14 protein-coding genes are annotated in these 16,084 nt (G+C 70.9%); 6 read left to right on the top strand and 8 right to left on the bottom strand.

The window, feature by feature from the left end:
• Position 1 precedes the first annotated feature (1 nt).
• From ACE3OG_RS03465 to ACE3OG_RS03485, 5 genes are all read right to left on the bottom strand, one after another.
• Positions 2 to 769, bottom strand: a complete 768-nt coding sequence (locus ACE3OG_RS03465; RefSeq protein ID WP_374306094.1) for an ABC transporter ATP-binding protein — start codon at positions 767 to 769, stop codon at positions 2 to 4.
• The gene (locus ACE3OG_RS03470) at positions 757 to 1,557 is read right to left on the bottom strand and encodes an ABC transporter permease (RefSeq protein ID WP_374306095.1); all 801 of its coding nucleotides are present in this window, start codon (positions 1,555 to 1,557) and stop codon (positions 757 to 759) included. Before ACE3OG_RS03470 ends, ACE3OG_RS03465 begins: the two co-directional genes overlap by 13 nt.
• On the bottom strand, positions 1,554 to 2,579 hold the full coding sequence (locus tag ACE3OG_RS03475) for an ABC transporter substrate-binding protein (protein ID WP_374306096.1): 1,026 nt from the start codon (positions 2,577 to 2,579) through the stop codon (positions 1,554 to 1,556). Before ACE3OG_RS03475 ends, ACE3OG_RS03470 begins: the two co-directional genes overlap by 4 nt.
• A gap of 90 nt (positions 2,580 to 2,669) precedes the next feature.
• The gene (locus tag ACE3OG_RS03480; RefSeq protein ID WP_374306097.1) at positions 2,670 to 3,941 is read right to left on the bottom strand and encodes an efflux RND transporter periplasmic adaptor subunit; all 1,272 of its coding nucleotides are present in this window, start codon (positions 3,939 to 3,941) and stop codon (positions 2,670 to 2,672) included.
• Positions 3,938 to 7,162 carry an efflux RND transporter permease subunit gene (locus ACE3OG_RS03485; RefSeq protein WP_374306098.1) on the bottom strand — a complete coding sequence of 1,075 codons (3,225 nt, stop codon included), beginning with the start codon at positions 7,160 to 7,162 and terminating at the stop codon, positions 3,938 to 3,940. The genes ACE3OG_RS03480 and ACE3OG_RS03485 overlap by 4 nt, the downstream gene beginning before the upstream one ends.
• Before the next feature lie 179 nt (positions 7,163 to 7,341).
• Between ACE3OG_RS03485 and ACE3OG_RS03490 the strand changes: the two genes are divergently transcribed.
• The 5 genes from ACE3OG_RS03490 (at position 7,342) to ACE3OG_RS03510 (ending at position 11,644) form a co-directional block, all read left to right on the top strand.
• Complete coding sequence (locus ACE3OG_RS03490) at positions 7,342 to 8,034, top strand: TetR/AcrR family transcriptional regulator (RefSeq protein WP_374306099.1); 693 nt, start codon at positions 7,342 to 7,344, stop codon at positions 8,032 to 8,034.
• 97 nt (positions 8,035 to 8,131) lie between these two features.
• Entirely contained in the window at positions 8,132 to 8,542 is a 411-nt protein-coding gene (locus tag ACE3OG_RS03495; protein ID WP_374306101.1) for a heme-binding protein, read from the top strand.
• A gap of 45 nt (positions 8,543 to 8,587) precedes the next feature.
• Positions 8,588 to 10,102, top strand: a complete 1,515-nt coding sequence (locus ACE3OG_RS03500) for a mechanosensitive ion channel family protein (RefSeq protein ID WP_374306102.1) — start codon at positions 8,588 to 8,590, stop codon at positions 10,100 to 10,102.
• A gap of 23 nt (positions 10,103 to 10,125) precedes the next feature.
• Positions 10,126 to 11,139, top strand: coding sequence for a zinc-dependent alcohol dehydrogenase family protein (locus ACE3OG_RS03505; RefSeq protein WP_374306309.1), 1,014 nt, complete (start codon positions 10,126 to 10,128; stop codon positions 11,137 to 11,139).
• Positions 11,140 to 11,149: 10 nt separating this feature from the next.
• Entirely contained in the window at positions 11,150 to 11,644 is a 495-nt protein-coding gene (locus ACE3OG_RS03510; protein ID WP_374306103.1) for a DUF6790 family protein, read from the top strand.
• A 4-nt stretch (positions 11,645 to 11,648) separates the two neighbouring features.
• On the opposite strand, the gene ACE3OG_RS03515 is transcribed toward ACE3OG_RS03510, so the two are convergent.
• The 3 genes from ACE3OG_RS03515 to ACE3OG_RS03525 all read right to left on the bottom strand — a co-directional run bounded on the left by ACE3OG_RS03515 (position 11,649) and on the right by ACE3OG_RS03525 (position 14,744).
• Positions 11,649 to 12,719: an MlaD family protein gene (locus ACE3OG_RS03515; protein ID WP_374306104.1), complete on the bottom strand. Its 1,071-nt coding sequence runs from the start codon at positions 12,717 to 12,719 to the stop codon at positions 11,649 to 11,651.
• Between the two features lie 5 nt (positions 12,720 to 12,724).
• Positions 12,725 to 13,510: an ABC transporter ATP-binding protein gene (locus tag ACE3OG_RS03520; RefSeq protein ID WP_374306310.1), complete on the bottom strand. Its 786-nt coding sequence runs from the start codon at positions 13,508 to 13,510 to the stop codon at positions 12,725 to 12,727.
• Between the two features lie 94 nt (positions 13,511 to 13,604).
• Positions 13,605 to 14,744, bottom strand: coding sequence for an ABC transporter permease (locus ACE3OG_RS03525; protein ID WP_374306105.1), 1,140 nt, complete (start codon positions 14,742 to 14,744; stop codon positions 13,605 to 13,607).
• A 157-nt stretch (positions 14,745 to 14,901) separates the two neighbouring features.
• Here ACE3OG_RS03525 and dgcA point away from each other — a divergent pair, with 157 nt between their 5' ends.
• The gene (dgcA, locus tag ACE3OG_RS03530) at positions 14,902 to 15,882 is read left to right on the top strand and encodes an N-acetyl-D-Glu racemase DgcA (protein WP_374306106.1); all 981 of its coding nucleotides are present in this window, start codon (positions 14,902 to 14,904) and stop codon (positions 15,880 to 15,882) included.
• Positions 15,883 to 16,084: the final 202 nt, after the last annotated feature.

Here is a 16,084-nt window from a genome sequence, read left to right on the forward strand (position 1 = left end):
CTCATATCTCGAAGTCGACGATGTCGGCGGCGCCTTCGAGCCTCGCCCTGATCGTCGCCGAGAGGAGCGCGGCGTGCGGGTCGCCGCGCCGGCGCGGCGCGGGCTCGGCGGCGAATTCGCCCATGACGCGGGCGGGCGAGCCGGCGAGCAGCACAATGCGGTCGGCGAGATAGACCGCCTCGTCGATGTCGTGGGTGACGAACAGCACGGTCTTGCCCGTCGCGGCGCGCAGCCGCGCGAGCTCGTCCTGCAGGTCGGCCCGCGTTATGGCGTCGAGCGCGCCGAAGGGCTCGTCCATCAGGAGAAGCTCGGGCTCGACGGCCAGCGCGCGGGCGAGGCCGACGCGCTGGCGCTGGCCGCCGGAGAGCTGGTGCGGCCAGCGCCGCGCCTGCGCGCCGAGGCCGACGAGCTCGAGCGCGGCCCTGGAGCGCGCGAGGATCTCGGCGCGGGAGAGGCGCAGGCCTTCGAGGCCGAAGGCGACGTTGGCGCCGACGCGCCGCCACGGCAGCAGCCGCGCGTCCTGAAAGACGAGCGCCATCCTACGCCGTCCGGGCGCGTCGGGAATGTCGACGAAGACCTCGCCGGAGCTTGGCGGATGCAGCCCCATGAGCACGCGCAGGAGCGTCGACTTGCCGACGCCGGAGGGGCCGAGCAGGGCGACGAACTCGCCGCGCTCGAGCGTCAGGCTGCAGTTCTCGAGGATGCGCACGCGCGCCTCGCCCGAGCCGTAGGCGAGGCCGACGTCGCTGAGCCGCGCTATGGGAGCCATGCGAGCAGCCTCCGCCTGATCCCGAGGAACAGCACGTCGGTCGCCGCGTAGAGCAGCGCCATGGTCAGCATGTAGACGACGACGAGGTCGGTCGCGAGCAGGCTCGCCGCCTGCATCATGCGCGCGCCGACGCCCGGCACGCCGAACAGCTCGGCGGCGACGACCGACATCCACGCCTGGCCGAGCCCGGCGCGCGCGCCGGCGAGCACGCCCGGCGCCGACGCCGGCAGGGCGATCTTGAACAGCCGGCCGAGGAACCCGCCATGGCCGAAGGCGCGCGCGACCTCGAACAGCCCCGGGTCGATCGCCTGCACCGCGCCGAAGGCGGCGTAGAAATTGAGCCAGAACACGGCGATGGCGATGACGAAGGCCGCCGCCGCCGGAGTGAGGCCGAACCACAGGATGGCGAAAGGCACCCAGGCGAGGCCGGGGATGGGGCGCAAAAGCCGCACGATCCCCGAGAACAGCGCCTCGAACCAGGGCAGCACGCCGCAGACGAGGCCGAAGGCGACGCCAAGAACCGTGCCGATGGCGACGCCGACGAGGTAATGCGACAGGCTGTGCTTCACGGCGACGAACCAGAACCCCCCGGCGGCTTCGTCGGCGAAGGCCTGCGGCAGTTGGCTCGGCAGCGGGATGAGGGCGGACAGCGTGGGGTTGAGCCGCCCCGCCGCCTCCCAGAAGGCGAAGAACAGCAGGAGGCCGAGCGCGGCGAGCAGATGCGGGCCGAGCGCGCGCGCGCCCGCGAGGCGCGCCGGCGGGCGGCGCGCCGACGCAGGATGCGTCATTGCGCGGCGCGCCGGTAGAGGTCGAGGTCGAACAGCTCGGCGACCGGCGTCGCCTTGCGCACGACGCCCAGCTTCAGCTGGAAGTCCTGCAGCTTCGCCACCCCGTCGACGATGCGCGCCGGATCGGCGACGAAGGCGCCGCGCGCCCCTTTGAGCGCGCTCGTGATCTGCGCCTCGGTCAGGATGCCCGAGCCGAGCGCCGCGAGCACGAAGGGCGCGGCCTCGGCCGGACGCTCCTCGAGCAGCGCGGTCGCGCGCAGATGAAGGCGCACGAGCTTCTCGCCGAGCGCCTTCGCCTCGGGCGAGCCCGGCTTGTAGAGGGCGAGCGCCGAGCCCGGCTGGTCGGGCATGAACTGATGGCCGGTGACGAGGATCCTGGAGTCCTTGACCCGCTCCAGCACGACGGTGACGGCCGGCTCGCGCAGCACCGCGGCGTCGACCGAGCCCGCCAGAAACGCCTGCTGCGCGGCGTCGATGTCGATGCCGGCGATCTCGACGCTTTGCGGATCGATCCCGGACTGGTCGAGCCAGTAGCGCAGCAGCGTGTCCGGCACCGAGCCCGCCGGCTGGGCGGCGAGCTTGGGCTTGCGCCCCTGCGCCTTCGCGAAGGCGGCGAAGGCGGCCTTCATGTCGCCGCCCGCCGCGGCGGCGGCCTCGGCGAGCGGCCCGCGCCCGACGAGCTGAAGCTCCTCGATCGCGGCGGCGGCGATCACCTTGACGTCCACCCCCTTCGAGCGGGCGACGAGCAGCGGCAGCACGCCGGCGAGATAGGCGTCGAGCTGGCCGGCGGCGAGCGCCTGCATCGCCTGCGGCCCGGAGCCGAAGCGGACCGCCTCGATCTCGAGCCCTTCCTCCTTCGCCCAGCCCTTTCCGTCGACGACGAAGAGCTGCGCCGAGCCGAGCACCGGGATGTAGCCGATCCTGACTTTCTGCGCGGCGAAGGCCGGCGCGACGAGGGCGGCGATGAGGGCCGCGGCGAGCGCGAGGCCCCTTGCGGCGCGTGACGGGAATGTGGGCTGCATCGGTCCCTCGGGCGGGCTGGGCGGGCGGGCGCCCGGGAGAGACCGGCTCTATTTTACCCGATAATTTGAGTCAACTATGCGCGCCGGCGCTCAGGCCTCCGGCGCGACCTCGACCTTCATGCCGTTGGCGACGTTGGCCGGAGGGCTTATGACGATGCGGTCGCCGGCCTTCAGCCCCTGCTCGACGTCGAGCGTCGCGCCGTTGTCGAGCGCGACGCCGATCTTGCGCATCTCGAGCGCGCCGTCGTCCTTCACGACGGCCACCTGCATGCCGCCGCGGTCGAAGATCACCGCCTGCGACGGGACGACGAACACCGGCGCCGGCCGGCGCGCCTTGAGCTTGACGATCGAATACATGCCGGGCGACAGCGCGCCGTCCTTGTTTTCGATGTCGACCTCGGTGAGCAGGGTCCTGGTGCCGGGCGCGAGCGCCTCGGCGTTGCGCGACACCTTGCCCTTGAACACCCGGCCCGGCCGTTCGGCGACGCTCACGTCGGCGATGTCGCCGTCGGCGATCCCGACCGACGCGGACTGCGGCACGAAGACCTGCACGCGCAGGACGTCGTCGCGGGCGATGGTGAACAACGAGGTGCCGCTCGCGGCGTCGGCGGTGACGAGGCTGCCGACGTCGATCAGCCTTCCGGTGACGACGCCGTCGAAGGGCGCGACGACGCGCTCATAGTCGGCGAGCCGCTGCAGCCGGCTGACCGCGGCCTCCTGCGCCGCGACGTTGGCCTCGGCGACCGCGAGCGCGGCGACCCGGCCTTCGAGGGTGAGCCTGTCGGTGTCGCCCTGCTGCGCGCTCGACCATCCCTTGGCGACGAGCTGCGAGGTGCGCTGGTCGGTGATGCGGCCGAGGTCGGCGTTGGCCTTGGCCTGCATGACCGCGGCGCGTTGCTGCTGCAGCGTGGCCGTCGCCTGCGCCAGCTGCTGGTCGAGGTCGGGAGCGGCGATCACCGCCAGCACGTCGCCCTTCTTGACCCGGGAGCCGATGTCGACGCGCCGCTCGCCGATATAGCCGGTCGCGCGCGCGTAGATGGTCGCGCTTTCGAACGCGGCGATGTTGCCGGTGAGCTGGACGACGCGCGGCGCGTCGGATTCCTTCGCCGTGACGACGCGCACCGTCGGCGTGAACGAACGGCGCGCCTCCATGACGGCCTTCGCGTCGGCGCCGCGCTTGCCCTTCGCCGTCACGCCGAAGGCGACGAGCCCGGCGGCGGCGAGCAGCGCCGCGAGGCCGAGGACGCGGGCGAGGCGGCGCCGGCGCTTCTCGAGCGCCGGATCGGGTCCGGGCGCGCGGGCGGAATCGCCTTGCGGCGGCGCCTCGAGTTCCTGGCCGACGTCGGCGCTTGAGGTGGTCATGTCAGCGATCCTTGCAGGTCGACGTGTCTGAAATGCGCGTTCGGGCCGTGCGACGAACGCCGTTCGCCCTCATGCGGCTCTTCCTTCTCGAAGCGGCCGATGATGGAATAGAGATAGGGCACGAACAGCAGCGTCGTCAGGGTGCCGACGAAGACGCCGCCGATCACCGCCCGCGCCAGGACGGCGTTCTGCTCGGAGCCCGGCGCGCCGATGGCCATCGGCGCCATGCCGACGATCATCGCCGCCGCCGTCATCAGCACCGGCCGCAGCCGGGTCTCGCCGGCCGAGAGCGCCGCCTCGAACGGGCTCATGCCGGCCTGGCGCTGCTCGCGCGCGAAGGTCACGAGCAGGATCGAGTTCGCCGAGGCGACGCCGACCGCCATGATCGCGCCCATGAGCGAAGGCACGCTGAAGCTGGTGCCGGTCACGAACAGCATGAGGATGATGCCCGCGCCCGCGCCCGGCAGGGCGAGGATGACGGCGAAGGGATCGACGAAGCTCTGGTAGTTCACGACCATCAGGAGATACACGAACACCGCCGCGAAGATGAGGCCGATGGTCAGGTTGCCGAAGGCCGAATCCATGCTCTCGATCTGGCCGCGCACGAGGATGCGGTTGCCGGGCTTCAGCTCGCCCTTCACCTCCTCGACGATCTTGCGGATCGCCGTCTCCGCCGCGCCGAGGTCGATGTCCTGGACGCTGGCGTAGACGTCGAGGACGCCCTGGATGTTCGAGTGGTTCATGACCGACTGCACGCTGCGCCGCTCGGCGGAGGCGAGATTGCCGAGCACGGTCGGGATCGGCGAGCCGGAGGCGTCGAGCCCGGCCGAAAGCGGCGTGTTGTCGAGGTCGTTCTTGGTCGTGATGCGGTATTCGGGCGTCTGCGCCGGCATGTAATAGGGGATGCCGCTCTTGGGGTCCGACCAGAAGTTCGGCGACACCTGCTGCGACGACGACAGGCTGATGTTCAGGTTGTTGGCGATGTCCTGCACGCTGAGGCCGAGCTGCTGCGCCCGCGTGCGGTCGATGGTGTAATAGAGCTGCGGGGCGTCGAGCTCCTGCTGGACATGGACGTCGACGAGGCCGGGGACGGCCTGCATCTTCTCCGCGACGAGCTTGGCGACGCGGGCGTTGTTCTCGCGGTCGCGGCCCTGGATCTGCACGTCGATCTGCGTCGGCACGCCGAAGTTCAGGACCTGCGTCACGAGATCCGCCGGCTGGAAATAGAACATCACGTCGGGGAAGGCCTTGGGCAGCTCGGCGCGCAGCAGCTTGACGATCTCGGCGGTGGACTTCGTGCGATGCTCGGTGAGCTCGAGCTGGATCACCCCGTCGTTGACGCCGATGGCGCTGCCGTCGGTGAAGGCGAGATTGTAGACGCGCGCCGGCAGGCCGATGTTGTCGAGCGTGAGCTTGAGGTTTTCCGGCGGCACGAGCTCGTGGATCTTGTCCTCGATCGCCTGGAAGATCTGCTCGGTCCGCTCGATGCGGGTGCGCGCGGGCGCGCGCACGTGGATCTGGATCAGCCCGGCGTCGACGCGCGGGAAGAAGTCGCGCCCGACGTTGAGCGCCATGAAGGCCGCGGCGCCGACGACGCAGAGTGCGACGAGCGGCGTCGCGACCGTGCGCCGCATGATCCGCTCGAGCAGCCAGGCGTAATAGTCGCGGAAGCGGTCGAAGCCGGCGTTGAAGCGGGCGTGGAAGCGCGACAGCCAGTCCTTCGCGTCATGCCTTCCCTCGTGCTCCTTGCGGATCAGGAGGCTGATCATGATCGGCGTCAGCGTGCGCGAGATGCCGTAGGAGGCGAGCATGGCGAAGACGACGGCCATGGCGAGCGGGGCGAACAGATAGGCCGCCGCCCCCTCGAGGAAGAACACCGCGACGAAGACGCAGCAGATCGACAGCGTCGAGATCAGCGTCGGCACGGCGATGCCGGCGGCGCCCTCGAGCACCGCCTGGTCGAAGTCGACGCCCTCCTCGAGCAGGCGGTGGGTGTTCTCGATCGTCACCGTCGAATCGTCGACGAGGATGCCGACCGCGAGGGCGAGGCCGCCGAGCGTCATCGTGTTGATCGTCTGGCCGAGCGCCGTCAAGACGGCGATCGAGGTCAGGATGGAGAGAGGGATCGACACCATGACGACCAGCGTCGAGCGCCACGAGCCGAGGAAGATCAGGATCATCAGCGCGGTGAGGCCGGCCGCGACGGCGCCTTCGTGAAGCACGCCCTCGATGGCGTTCTCGACGAAGGTCGACTGGTCGAACAGGAGCTTGACCTGCATGCCGGGCGGCGCCGCCTTCTCGATGTCGGGCAGGGCGGCCTTGACCCTGTTGACGACGTCGAGCGTCGAGGCGTTGCCGTTCTTGATGATGGTCAGCAGGACGGAGCGCTTGCCCTCGGCGCGCACGATGTTCTGCTGCACCGCCCATCCGTCGCGCACATGGGCGACGTCGGACAGGAAGACCGTCGCGCCGCCGTCCTTCTTGACCGGGACGCTGTTCAGCTCCTCGACCGAGGCCGGATTGGCGTTGACCTTGACGATGAACTGCTGGTCGCCGAGCTTGGCGTCGCCCGAAGGCAGGGTGAGCGCCTGCGCGTTGACCGCCTTGACGACGTCGTTCGGCGTGAGCCCGCGCGCGCGCATCGCGTCCGGGTCGAGGTCGATCATGATCTGGCGGTACTTGCCGCCGTAGGGCGTCGGCAGGGTGACGCCGGCGATCGGCGCCAGCGCCTGGCGAATCTGGTAGATGCCGTAGTCGTAAAGCTGCTGCTCGTTCAGGCGGTCGGAGCTCAGCGAGAGCTGCAGCACCGGCACGGAGGAGGCGTTGAAGCGCACGATGGTCGGCGGATTGATGCCCGGCGGCATCAGCGAGCGGATCGAGTTGGTCGCCGAGACCACCTGCGCGATGGCCAGCTCGATGTTCACGTTCGGCTGGAAATAGATCTTCTGGACCGCGATCCCGGCCAGCGTCTGGCTCTCCATGTTCTTGATGTCGTTGACGTTGGCGCTGATCGAGAACTCGCTGTAGGTGGTGACGCGCGCCTCCATCTCCTCGGGCGTCAGGCCGGTGTACTGCCAGATCACCGTCACGACCGGGATGTTGACGTTCGGGAAGATGTCCTTCGGGGCCTTGAGGATCGCCGTCCCGCCGAGGAACAGCATCAGCACCGCCAGCACGTAAAAGGTGTGCTTGTAGCGCAGGGCGAAAGCGGTGAGGCCCATCGAAAGCTCCTGGACGCGGCCGCGCGGCGCGCGCGAGACGGGGCGCGGTCCGCCCGGGCGAATCCGGCCCGGCGCGGCCGCGCCTCCGAACGACGAGAAAGCGTACTGTATTGTACAGTACGTTCAACGTGTGGCACAATGCGCCGCGCAGGTCATTTTTTCGTTGGGCGAAGAACGGCATGGGCGACGCGCGGGCGGCCGCGACCTCCTCCCCTCCTTCCCGGACCCGCGCCCGGCCGTCCGCGCGCGCGACGCAGGGCGGGCGCCTCGAGGCGCGCCGCGCGGCCTTCCTGACCGCCGCCTGGGCGGTCTTCGAGGAGAAGGGCTACGACGGCGCGACCATCGACGAGGTGATCGCCCGCTCCGGCGGCTCGCGGCAGACGCTCTACGCCCTGTTCGGCGGCAAGCAGGGCCTGTTCGAGGCGCTCGTCGTCGAGGTCTGCGAAACGATCTTCCGCGGCCTCGCGCCGGAGGCGCTGGGGCCGCAGCCGCTCGAGGCGGCGCTGAGCGAGATCGGCGAGCGCTATCTTCTCGGCGTCACCTCGCGCCGCGCGCTGAGCCTGCACCGCCTGATGATCTCCGAGGCGGCGCGCGTGCCGAAGCTCGCCGAACGCTTCTGGCGGCGCGGGCCGGGCGCGGCGCGGCTCTTCCTCGCGCAGTTCCTCGAGGCGCGCAAGGCGGAGGGGCGGATCGTCGTCGCCGACGGCGCGCGGGCGGCCGACCATTTCCTCGACATGCTGACCGGCACCATCCGCCAGCAGTGCCTGATCGGCGCGCGCAAGCCGCCCGGACGGGCCGAGGCGCGCGCTCTGGTCGCCTCCGCCGTGACGCAGTTTTTGCGCGGCGCGGCGCCTCGGCCCGCGGGCGCCTGAGCGGGCGGGGCCGCTTCTATTCGCATGCGTCTTCGCCTATAAGCACAGGCCGCGCTCGAGGTTGCGGGACGCGGATGTCGGGGAGGCGGGACGGACGATGTATCTCAAGAAAGCTCTCACTCTGGCGGACGCCAAGGCGATCGCCGCCGCGGCCGAGGCGGAGGCCAGGAAGAACGAGTGGCGCGTGACCATCGCCGTTCTCGACGAGGGCGGCAATCTCCTCTACCTGCAGCGCGGCGACGAGGCGCCGCCCGGCTCGATCGTCGTCTCGCAGGAGAAGGCGCGCACCGCCTTCCTGTTCAAGCGCCCGACCAAGGGCATCGAGGAGGCGGTCGCGGGCGGCCGGCTCGTCATGATGTCGCTGCCCGGCGCGACGCCGATCGAGGGCGGCCTGCCGCTGTTCAACCAGGGCTCGATCATCGGCGCCATCGGCGTCTCGGGCGTGCAGTCGCCGCAGGACGCGCAGGTCGCCTACGCCGGCGCGGCGGTCGCGGCCGAACTCGCCTGAGGCGGGCGCGCCGGCGGGGCGGCGCGGGGATGGAGCCATGCGGCGATGAGCGAGGCGCTGTCCGGGCTCGCGAGCCATCTCTCCGTCGCGGCGCTCGTCGCCGCCCTCGCGCTCGCCGGCGCCGGCGTCGCGATCCTTCTCATCCGCGGCGACGCGCCCTCGCGCCTCGCCGCGCGGCTGTGCATGTTCGCCGCGCTGACGCTGCTTCTCGTCGGCCATGGCTTCGCCCCCTACGAGCCGCACGACCTGTCGGACGTCGAGCCGGCGCGGCGGCTCGCCGTCTACGTCGCGTCGTTCCTGTGGTGGATCGGCCTCGGCCGCTGCCTGACCGGGCTCGCCGCCGTCTTCGTCATCTTCGAGCGCAAGCCGCGCGAAAGCCGGCTGTTCCGGCAGCTCATCGGCGTCGTCGTCTATCTGTGCGTCGGCTTCGCCATTCTCGGCCAGCTGTTCAGGATTCCCGTCGGCGCCGTCTTCGCGACCTCCGGCGCGGTGGCGATCATCCTCGGCCTCGCGCTGCAGAGCACGCTCTCCGACGTCTTCTCGGGCGTCGCCATGAGCCTCGGGCGCTCCTACGCCATCGGCGACTGGATCACGCTCGAGGGCGGCGTCGAGGGGCGGGTGATCGAGACCAACTGGCAGAACGTGCATCTCCTGACCGCGGCGCATGACGTCGCCATCATTCCCAACAGCGTCGTCGCCAAGACGCGCATCGTCAACCAGAGCTGGCCCGAGCCCTCGCGCGCGGCGAAGGCCGCGGCGCGGCTGCGGCCGACCATGGCGCCGGCCGAAATCGTGGCGATCGCCCGCGACGCGCTGGAGAGCTGCAACCTGATCCTGCACGATCCCGCGCCCCTCGTCGCGGTCAAGGCGCTCAGCGCCACGGCGATCGAGCTGGAGCTCACGGGCCGCGCGCCGGACCGGGCGCAGCTCGACGCGGCCCGCAACGAGATGTTCGACCGCCTCTATCGCCACGCCGCGGCGGCGGGGCTGCGGTTCGCTCCGGAGGCGGGCGACGGCGCGCCGCCGCCAGAGGCCGACGTCGCGACCGACGCCGCGGCCCGGCTCGCGCAAAGCCTGCCGTTGTTCGCCTCGCTCGCCGACGGCGACCGCGCCGCGCTCGCCGCCAAGATGCGCCGGCGCGACTATGAGCCGGGCGAAGTCGTCATCGGCGCGGGCGCCGTCGCCGACGCCCTTTGCGTCGTGCTCAGCGGCGCGCTCGCCCTGACGCAGAAGCATGGCGAGCGCGAGCATGAGCTCGCGCGCCTCGGCGCCGGGGATTATTTCGGCGAGGGCGGCCTGCTCCTCGGCGAGCCGGCGCGCGGCGTCATTCGCGCGATCACCCGCGTCGTCGTCTATGAGATCGGGGCGCAGGACCTCGCCCCGATCCTGCGCGAGCGGCCGGAGCTTTCGCGCGCGCTCGGCGCGGCGCTGGCGCTGCACCGGACGCTGGAGCAGAATGACGAGAAGGCGGCGGCGCCCGGCCGCGCGGCCAATTCGGCGCGCCGCTTCGCCGACCGCATCCGGCGCATCTTCGCCCTCGACCTGAACGAGACGGATTGAGCCTGAAACGGCGGGAGCGCGACATGAAGGCGATGATCTTCGAGGGCCCCGGCCGCCCGCTCGTCCTGCGTGAGATCGAGACGCCGCGGCCCGGACCCGGGCAAATCCTCATCCGCGTCCTCGCCTGCGCCGTCTGCCGCACCGACCTGCATATCCTCGACGGCGAATTGCCCAGGCCCAAGCTGCCGCTCGCGCTCGGCCATGAGATCGTCGGCCGCGTCGAAGCGCTCGGCGAGGGCGTCGCCGCGCCCGCCCTCGGGACGCGCGTCGGCGTCCCCTGGCTCGGCTGGACCTGCGGCGAATGCCGCTTCTGCCGCTCGGGACGCGAGAACCTGTGCGAGAAGGCCCGCTTCACCGGCTACGACGTCGACGGCGGCTACGCCCAGTACGCCTGCGCCGACGCGCGCTACGTCTTTCCCCTGCCGGACCTCTATTCCGACGCCGAGGCCGCGCCGCTGCTGTGCGCCGGGCTCATCGGCTACCGCACCCTGCGCCTCGCCTTCGAGGGCGAGGAGAGGCTCGAAGGGCGCGGCCGGCGCCTCGGGCTCTACGGCTTCGGCGCCGCCGCCCATCTTGTCGCGCAGGCGGCGCGCCACGTCGGCTTCAAGGTCTACGCCTTCACGAGCCCCGGCGATCTCGCGGCGCAGGACTTCGCGCGAAGCTGCGGCGCGGTCTTCGCCGGCGGCTCGGACCAGCCCTCGCCCGAAAAGCTCGACGCGGCGCTGATCTTCGCCCCCGTCGGCGCGCTGGTCCCGACCGCGCTGAAGGCGCTCGAGCGCGGCGGCTGCGTCTGCTGCGGCGGCATCCATATGAGCGACGTGCCGGGCTTTCCCTACGCCGACCTCTGGGAGGAGCGGATCATCCGCTCGGTCGCCAATCTCACCCGCCGCGACGCGCAGGAGTTTCTGGCGCTCGCGCCGCGGATTCCGGCGCGCGCGACGACCGTTCCCTATCCGCTCGAGCGCGCCAGCGAGGCGCTCGAGGACCTGCGCCATGGCCGCCTTTCGGGCGCCGCCGTGCTGATCCCGCCGGTCTGACGGAGCGCCTGTGAGTCCGCCGAGCCTTTCGAGCCTCCTGCCGCTCGTCTTCGAGAACGTCGGCCCGATCCTGTTCGCGCTGGCCTTCGTCGCCGCGGCCCTCGACCGCGGCAAGCCCGTCGCCGACCGGCTGCTGTCCTGGCTCCTGCTGCTGCCCATCGGGCTCGGCGGGCTGTGGTCGGCCTATTTCCATCTTTTTCAGCCGGCGCTCGCGGCGAACGCCATCGGCTGGGCCGACAGCCCGTTCCAGTTCGAGGTCGGCATGGCCGACCTCGCGCTCGGGATCGCCGGCTGCTTCTCCGTCTATGCGAGCTTCGGCTTTCGCGCCGCCGTGACGCTGATCAACGCCATCTTCCTCGCCGGCGACGGCGTCGGCCATGCGCGCCAGATGATCGTCGCGCGCAATTTCGCGGTCGACAACGCCGGCCCGGCGTTCTGGGTCGACCTCGCCCTTCCGCTCGTCTCGCTCGCCTGCCTGCATCTGTCGCGCAAGTCGCGCAAATAGCGGCTCAGCGCCCCGAATAGTCCGGGATCTGCTGGCGCTTGCCGAAGATGAACTGCTGCGGGTTCTGCTCGATCGAGCGGATCGCCTGCGACAGGATCTCGAGCGTGCGCCGTCCGTCGGCGGCGAGCGCCTGATATTCGCGCAGCCCGGTGTTGGAGAAGCGCGTCAGATTGGCGCCGATGTCCTTCCAGCTGCGGTTGACGTTGTCGGCGAGCTGGCGCACCGACTGCGCCGCCTCCGAGACCTGCGCGAAGGCGCCCTTGTCGTCGCCGGTGGCGAGGAAGGCGTTGAGGTTGGTGAGCACGCTGTCCACCTTGTCGGCGGCGGCGTTGAGCTTCTTGGAGACGTCGGCGGCGTTGTCGACGATTTTCTTCACCTGATCGGGGTCGACCGCCTTGACGATGCGTCCGGAGTCGGCGGCGAGCGTGTCGAGCCGCGCCGCGAGCGGCTTGACGGCGCGCCCGGCCTCCGCCATGGCCGCGGTGAAATCCTTGATCCCGTCCGAGTTCGCGGCGAGCGCGTCGGTGAATTTCCGCACATTGCGCACGGAGTCGTTGATCGGGCCGGAATTGTCCTCGAGCAGCTTGTTGGTGCGCTCGAGGAAGGCGCTCGCCTGGGCGGAGATGCGCCGCGCGCTTTCGACGAGGTCCTGGAAGTCGGAGCGCTCGGCGCGCAGCACCGGCGGCCCGCCTCCCGGCGGCGGCTCGAGCGGAGCGGCCGTGTCCGAGCCGCCGGTCAGGGCGATGTTGGCGACGCCGGTGAGGCCCGTCGTCTCGAGCCGCGCCCTGGTGTCGACGCGGATCGGCACGCGCCCGTCGACCTCGACCAGGGCGAAGACCTCGCCGGGATTGTCGGGCGAAAAGTCGATCTTGTTGACGTCGCCGACGCGCACGCCGTTGAACAGCACCGGCGCTCCGCGGATGAGGCCGGAGACGGAGCCCATGAAGATCACCTTGTAGACGCGCTGGCCGCCGGGCTTCTCGCCGCCCGAGAACCACAGCACGAAGGCGAAGGCGGCGGCGATCACCGCCACCACGAAGGCGCCGATCAGGGCGTAGTTCGCGCGTGTCTCCATGAAGCCTACGAGTCCTGCTCGGCCGCGGCGTCGGCCTTTTTACGGCGCAGCTGCGAGGCGTCGAGCTGACGCGCCCGCTTGCCGTGGAAATAGGCCCTGAGCCAGGGATGCTCGGCGGCCAGCATGTCTTCGATCGTCCCCGTCGCGATCACCTTCTTGTCGGCGAGCGCGGCGATGCGGTCGCAGATCGAATAGAGGCTGTCGAGGTCGTGCGTCACCATGAACACGGTGAAGCCGAGCGTCTTGTGCAGCGTCGAGATGAGATCGTCAAATTCGGCGGCGCCGATCGGGTCGAGCCCCGAGGTCGGCTCGTCGAGAAAAAGGAGCTCCGGGTCGAGCGCCAGCGCCCGCGCCAGCGCCGCCCGCTTGACCATGCCGCCCGAAAGCTCGGACGGATATTTGTCGGCGGCGTCGGGGTCGAGCCCGACGAGCTCGATCTTGAGCATGGCGAGGTCGTCGGCGAGGCGCGGCGAGATCTTCAGATGCTCGCGCATCGGCGTCTGCACGTTCTGCTTGACGGTCAGCGAGGAGAACAGCGCGCCGCCCTGGAACATCACGCCGGTGCGCCGTTGCAGCGCGTCGACCTTGGCGTCGGAGGCGGTGTCGAGATTCTGGCCGAACAGCTCGATGGTTCCCGCGCGCTTCGGGGTGAGGCCGAGGATCGCCCGCGTCAGCACCGACTTGCCCTGGCCCGAGCCGCCGACGAAGCCCAGGATCTCGCCTCGCCGCACGTCGAGGTCGAGCCCGTCGAGCACGAGCTTGTCGCCGAAGCCGACGACGAGGCCGCGCACCTTGATGGCGATCTCGGGCGCCGCCGAGCGCGGCTTGCGGTCGCGCCGGCTCTGGCCGAACCGCAGCAGGGAGGCGGGAGAGAAGCGCGCCACGCTAAAACCTTATGGCGGCGAAGAACACCGCGAACAGGCCGTCGACCACGATCACCATGAAGATCGACTTCACCACCGAGGCGGTCACCTGGCGTCCGAGCGACTCGGCCGAGCCCGCGACCGCCATGCCCTCCATGCAGGCGATGAGGCCGATGATGAGGCCCATGAACGGCGCCTTGATGATCCCGGCGAGGAAGGTGCGCAGGGCGATCGCCTCGGGCAGCAGGGCGATGAAGCTCTTCGGCGTGATGTTGCCGTAGAGGAAGGCGACGAGGATTCCGCCGGCGAGCGCGCTCATGTCGGCGATGAAGGTGAGCAGCGGCAGGGCGAGGATCAGCGCGAGGATGCGCGGCGCGATCAGCGCGTCGACCGGCCGCACGCCCATCACGCTCAGCGCGTCGATCTCCTCGCGCATCTTCATCGAGCCGAGCTCGGCGGTGATCGCCGAGCCCGAGCGGCCGGCGATCATGATCGAGGTGAGGAGCACGCCGAGCTCGCGCAGGATCAGGATGCCGAGCAGGTCGACGACGAGGATCGTCGCGCCGAAGCGGCGCAGCTGGAAGATGCCCTGCTGCGCGACGATGGCCCCGACGAGGAAGTTGATCAGGATGATGATCGGCGCGCCGCGAAAGGCGATCTTCTCCATCTGGGCGACGAGCGCGGTGAGCCGGAAGTCGCGCGGGCGCGCGAGGCTCGAGCCGATCGAGGCGGTGACCTCGCCCAAAAATTCGACGCCCCGGCGCAGGTCCTTGCCGGCGCCGACGACCGTCTCGCCGACGTCGGCGAGCAGGCCCGTCAGGAAGAAGCCGCGCCTGCGCTTCGGCTCCTCGAAATCGCGGAAATGCGCCTCCTTCAGCAGGAGCGCCACCTCCGGCCGGGCGTCGGCGAAGCTCGCCTTGACGCCCTTTTCGTCGAGCTCGCTGCGCGCGCGGTCGATCAGCCACGCTCCGGCGGTGTCCATCCGCTGCACGCCGGAAAGGTCGAGCACCGCCGTCTTCGCGCCCGCCGCCGCCTTGACGAGCGCCTGCGAGCCCTCCTCGACGCCGGCGCAGGCGTCGAGCGACCAGTGGCCGGCGAGCTTCAGGCGCGTCCCGCCGCCTTCCGTCTCGGCCGCGAACGTCGGGCCCTCCGCAACCTCCATCGACCACGCTCCGCGCCGCGACGCGAAAGATGTAGCGACGCGCGGCGGCGAAGTCGAGGCCGCGAGGGACGGCGCTTGACCGGGGCGGCGGCCGCCCTTAAGCGGCGGGCGTCGAAGGCCTGCGGCGCGGCGCGCCCATGATTGGCGAGCGTCCCCTATGCGCGTTCTCAACTGCGCCGTCGAGCGCTTTCCCCTGAAGGACGCCTTCGTCATCTCGCGCGGCGCGAAGACCGAGGCCGTGGTCGTCGTCGTCGAGATCCTTGAGGGCGGCGCGCGCGGGCGCGGCGAGGCGACGCCCTACGCCCGTTACGGCGAGAGCGTCGACAGCGCGCTCGCGCAGATCGAGGGGGTCCGCGGCGCGCTCGAGGCCGGGGCGGGGCGCGAGGAGCTGGCGCGGCTGCTCGCGCCGGGCGCCGCGCGCAACGCCCTCGACTGCGCGCTGTGGGACCTCGAGGCGAAGCTTTCCGGCCGCAGGGCGCATGAGCTCGCCGGCCTGCCGGCGCCGCGCCCGCTCGCCACCGCCTATACGATCTCGGTCGGGACGCCGCAGGAGATGGCGGCGCGCGCCGCGCGCGAGGCGGCCCGGCCGCTGCTCAAGATCAAGCTCGCCGGCGAAGGCGACGAGGCGCGCCTTCTCGCCGTGCGCGCCGCCGCCCCTGACGCGAGCCTGATCGTCGACGCCAACGAGGCCTGGAGCGAGGCCGACCTGGAGCGCAAGCTCGAATTTTGCGCGAAAACCGGCGTCGCGCTCGTCGAGCAGCCGCTGCCGGCCGGACGCGACGATCTGCTCGGCCGCGTCGCGCGGCCGCTGCCGGTGTGCGCCGACGAGAGCGCCCATGCGCGCGGCGGGCTCGCCGCGCTGCGCGCGCGCTATGACGCCGTCAACCTGAAGCTCGACAAGACCGGCGGGCTCACCGAGCTGCTCGCCTGCGCCCTTGAGGCGCGCGCGCTCGGCTTCGAGCTTTTCGTCGGCTGCATGGTGGCGAGCTCGCTGGCCATGGCCCCGGCGCTGCTCGCGGCGCAGGAGGCGCGCTACGTCGACCTCGACGGCCCGCTGCTTCTGGCGAAAGATCGGCCGGACGGGCTCGTCTACGAGGGCTCGCTGATCCATCCCGCTTCGCGCGAGCTCTGGGGATAGAATTCGCCGCGCCCGACGCAGCGTCGTTCCGCGTCACGCTGCGTCGCGAACGCCCTCATCTACAAGTTTAGGCAATATATTCCCTAAGAATGCGGCGCGCGCGCTGCATCTGACGTAACGTCTGTTTGCCACTGATCTTCCCCAGGCAGGCGTCGCCGTCGCGGCGCGCGATATCGCGCGCGCAGGCGCGCCGTTCTTCAGG

The organism is Methylocella sp. (genome assembly GCF_041905455.1).
In the GTDB taxonomy this organism is placed as follows: domain Bacteria; phylum Pseudomonadota; class Alphaproteobacteria; order Rhizobiales; family Beijerinckiaceae; genus Methylocapsa.

What these genes read in the sequence shown, in the direction of transcription:
- ACE3OG_RS03465 (WP_374306094.1), bottom strand. Translation starts at nt 769, where the DNA reads ATGGCTCCCATAGCGCGGCTCAGCGACGTCGGCCTCGCCTACGGCTCG.
- ACE3OG_RS03470 (WP_374306095.1), bottom strand. Translation starts at nt 1,557, where the DNA reads ATGACGCATCCTGCGTCGGCGCGCCGCCCGCCGGCGCGCCTCGCGGGC.
- ACE3OG_RS03475 (WP_374306096.1), bottom strand. Translation starts at nt 2,579, where the DNA reads ATGCAGCCCACATTCCCGTCACGCGCCGCAAGGGGCCTCGCGCTCGCC.
- ACE3OG_RS03480 (WP_374306097.1), bottom strand. Translation starts at nt 3,941, where the DNA reads ATGACCACCTCAAGCGCCGACGTCGGCCAGGAACTCGAGGCGCCGCCG.
- ACE3OG_RS03485 (WP_374306098.1), bottom strand. Translation starts at nt 7,162, where the DNA reads ATGGGCCTCACCGCTTTCGCCCTGCGCTACAAGCACACCTTTTACGTG.
- ACE3OG_RS03490 (WP_374306099.1), top strand. Translation starts at nt 7,342, where the DNA reads ATGGGCGACGCGCGGGCGGCCGCGACCTCCTCCCCTCCTTCCCGGACC.
- ACE3OG_RS03495 (WP_374306101.1), top strand. Translation starts at nt 8,132, where the DNA reads ATGTATCTCAAGAAAGCTCTCACTCTGGCGGACGCCAAGGCGATCGCC.
- ACE3OG_RS03500 (WP_374306102.1), top strand. Translation starts at nt 8,588, where the DNA reads ATGAGCGAGGCGCTGTCCGGGCTCGCGAGCCATCTCTCCGTCGCGGCG.
- ACE3OG_RS03505 (WP_374306309.1), top strand. Translation starts at nt 10,126, where the DNA reads ATGAAGGCGATGATCTTCGAGGGCCCCGGCCGCCCGCTCGTCCTGCGT.
- ACE3OG_RS03515 (WP_374306104.1), bottom strand. Translation starts at nt 12,719, where the DNA reads ATGGAGACACGCGCGAACTACGCCCTGATCGGCGCCTTCGTGGTGGCG.
- ACE3OG_RS03525 (WP_374306105.1), bottom strand. Translation starts at nt 14,744, where the DNA reads ATGGAGGTTGCGGAGGGCCCGACGTTCGCGGCCGAGACGGAAGGCGGC.
- dgcA (WP_374306106.1), top strand. Translation starts at nt 14,902, where the DNA reads ATGCGCGTTCTCAACTGCGCCGTCGAGCGCTTTCCCCTGAAGGACGCC.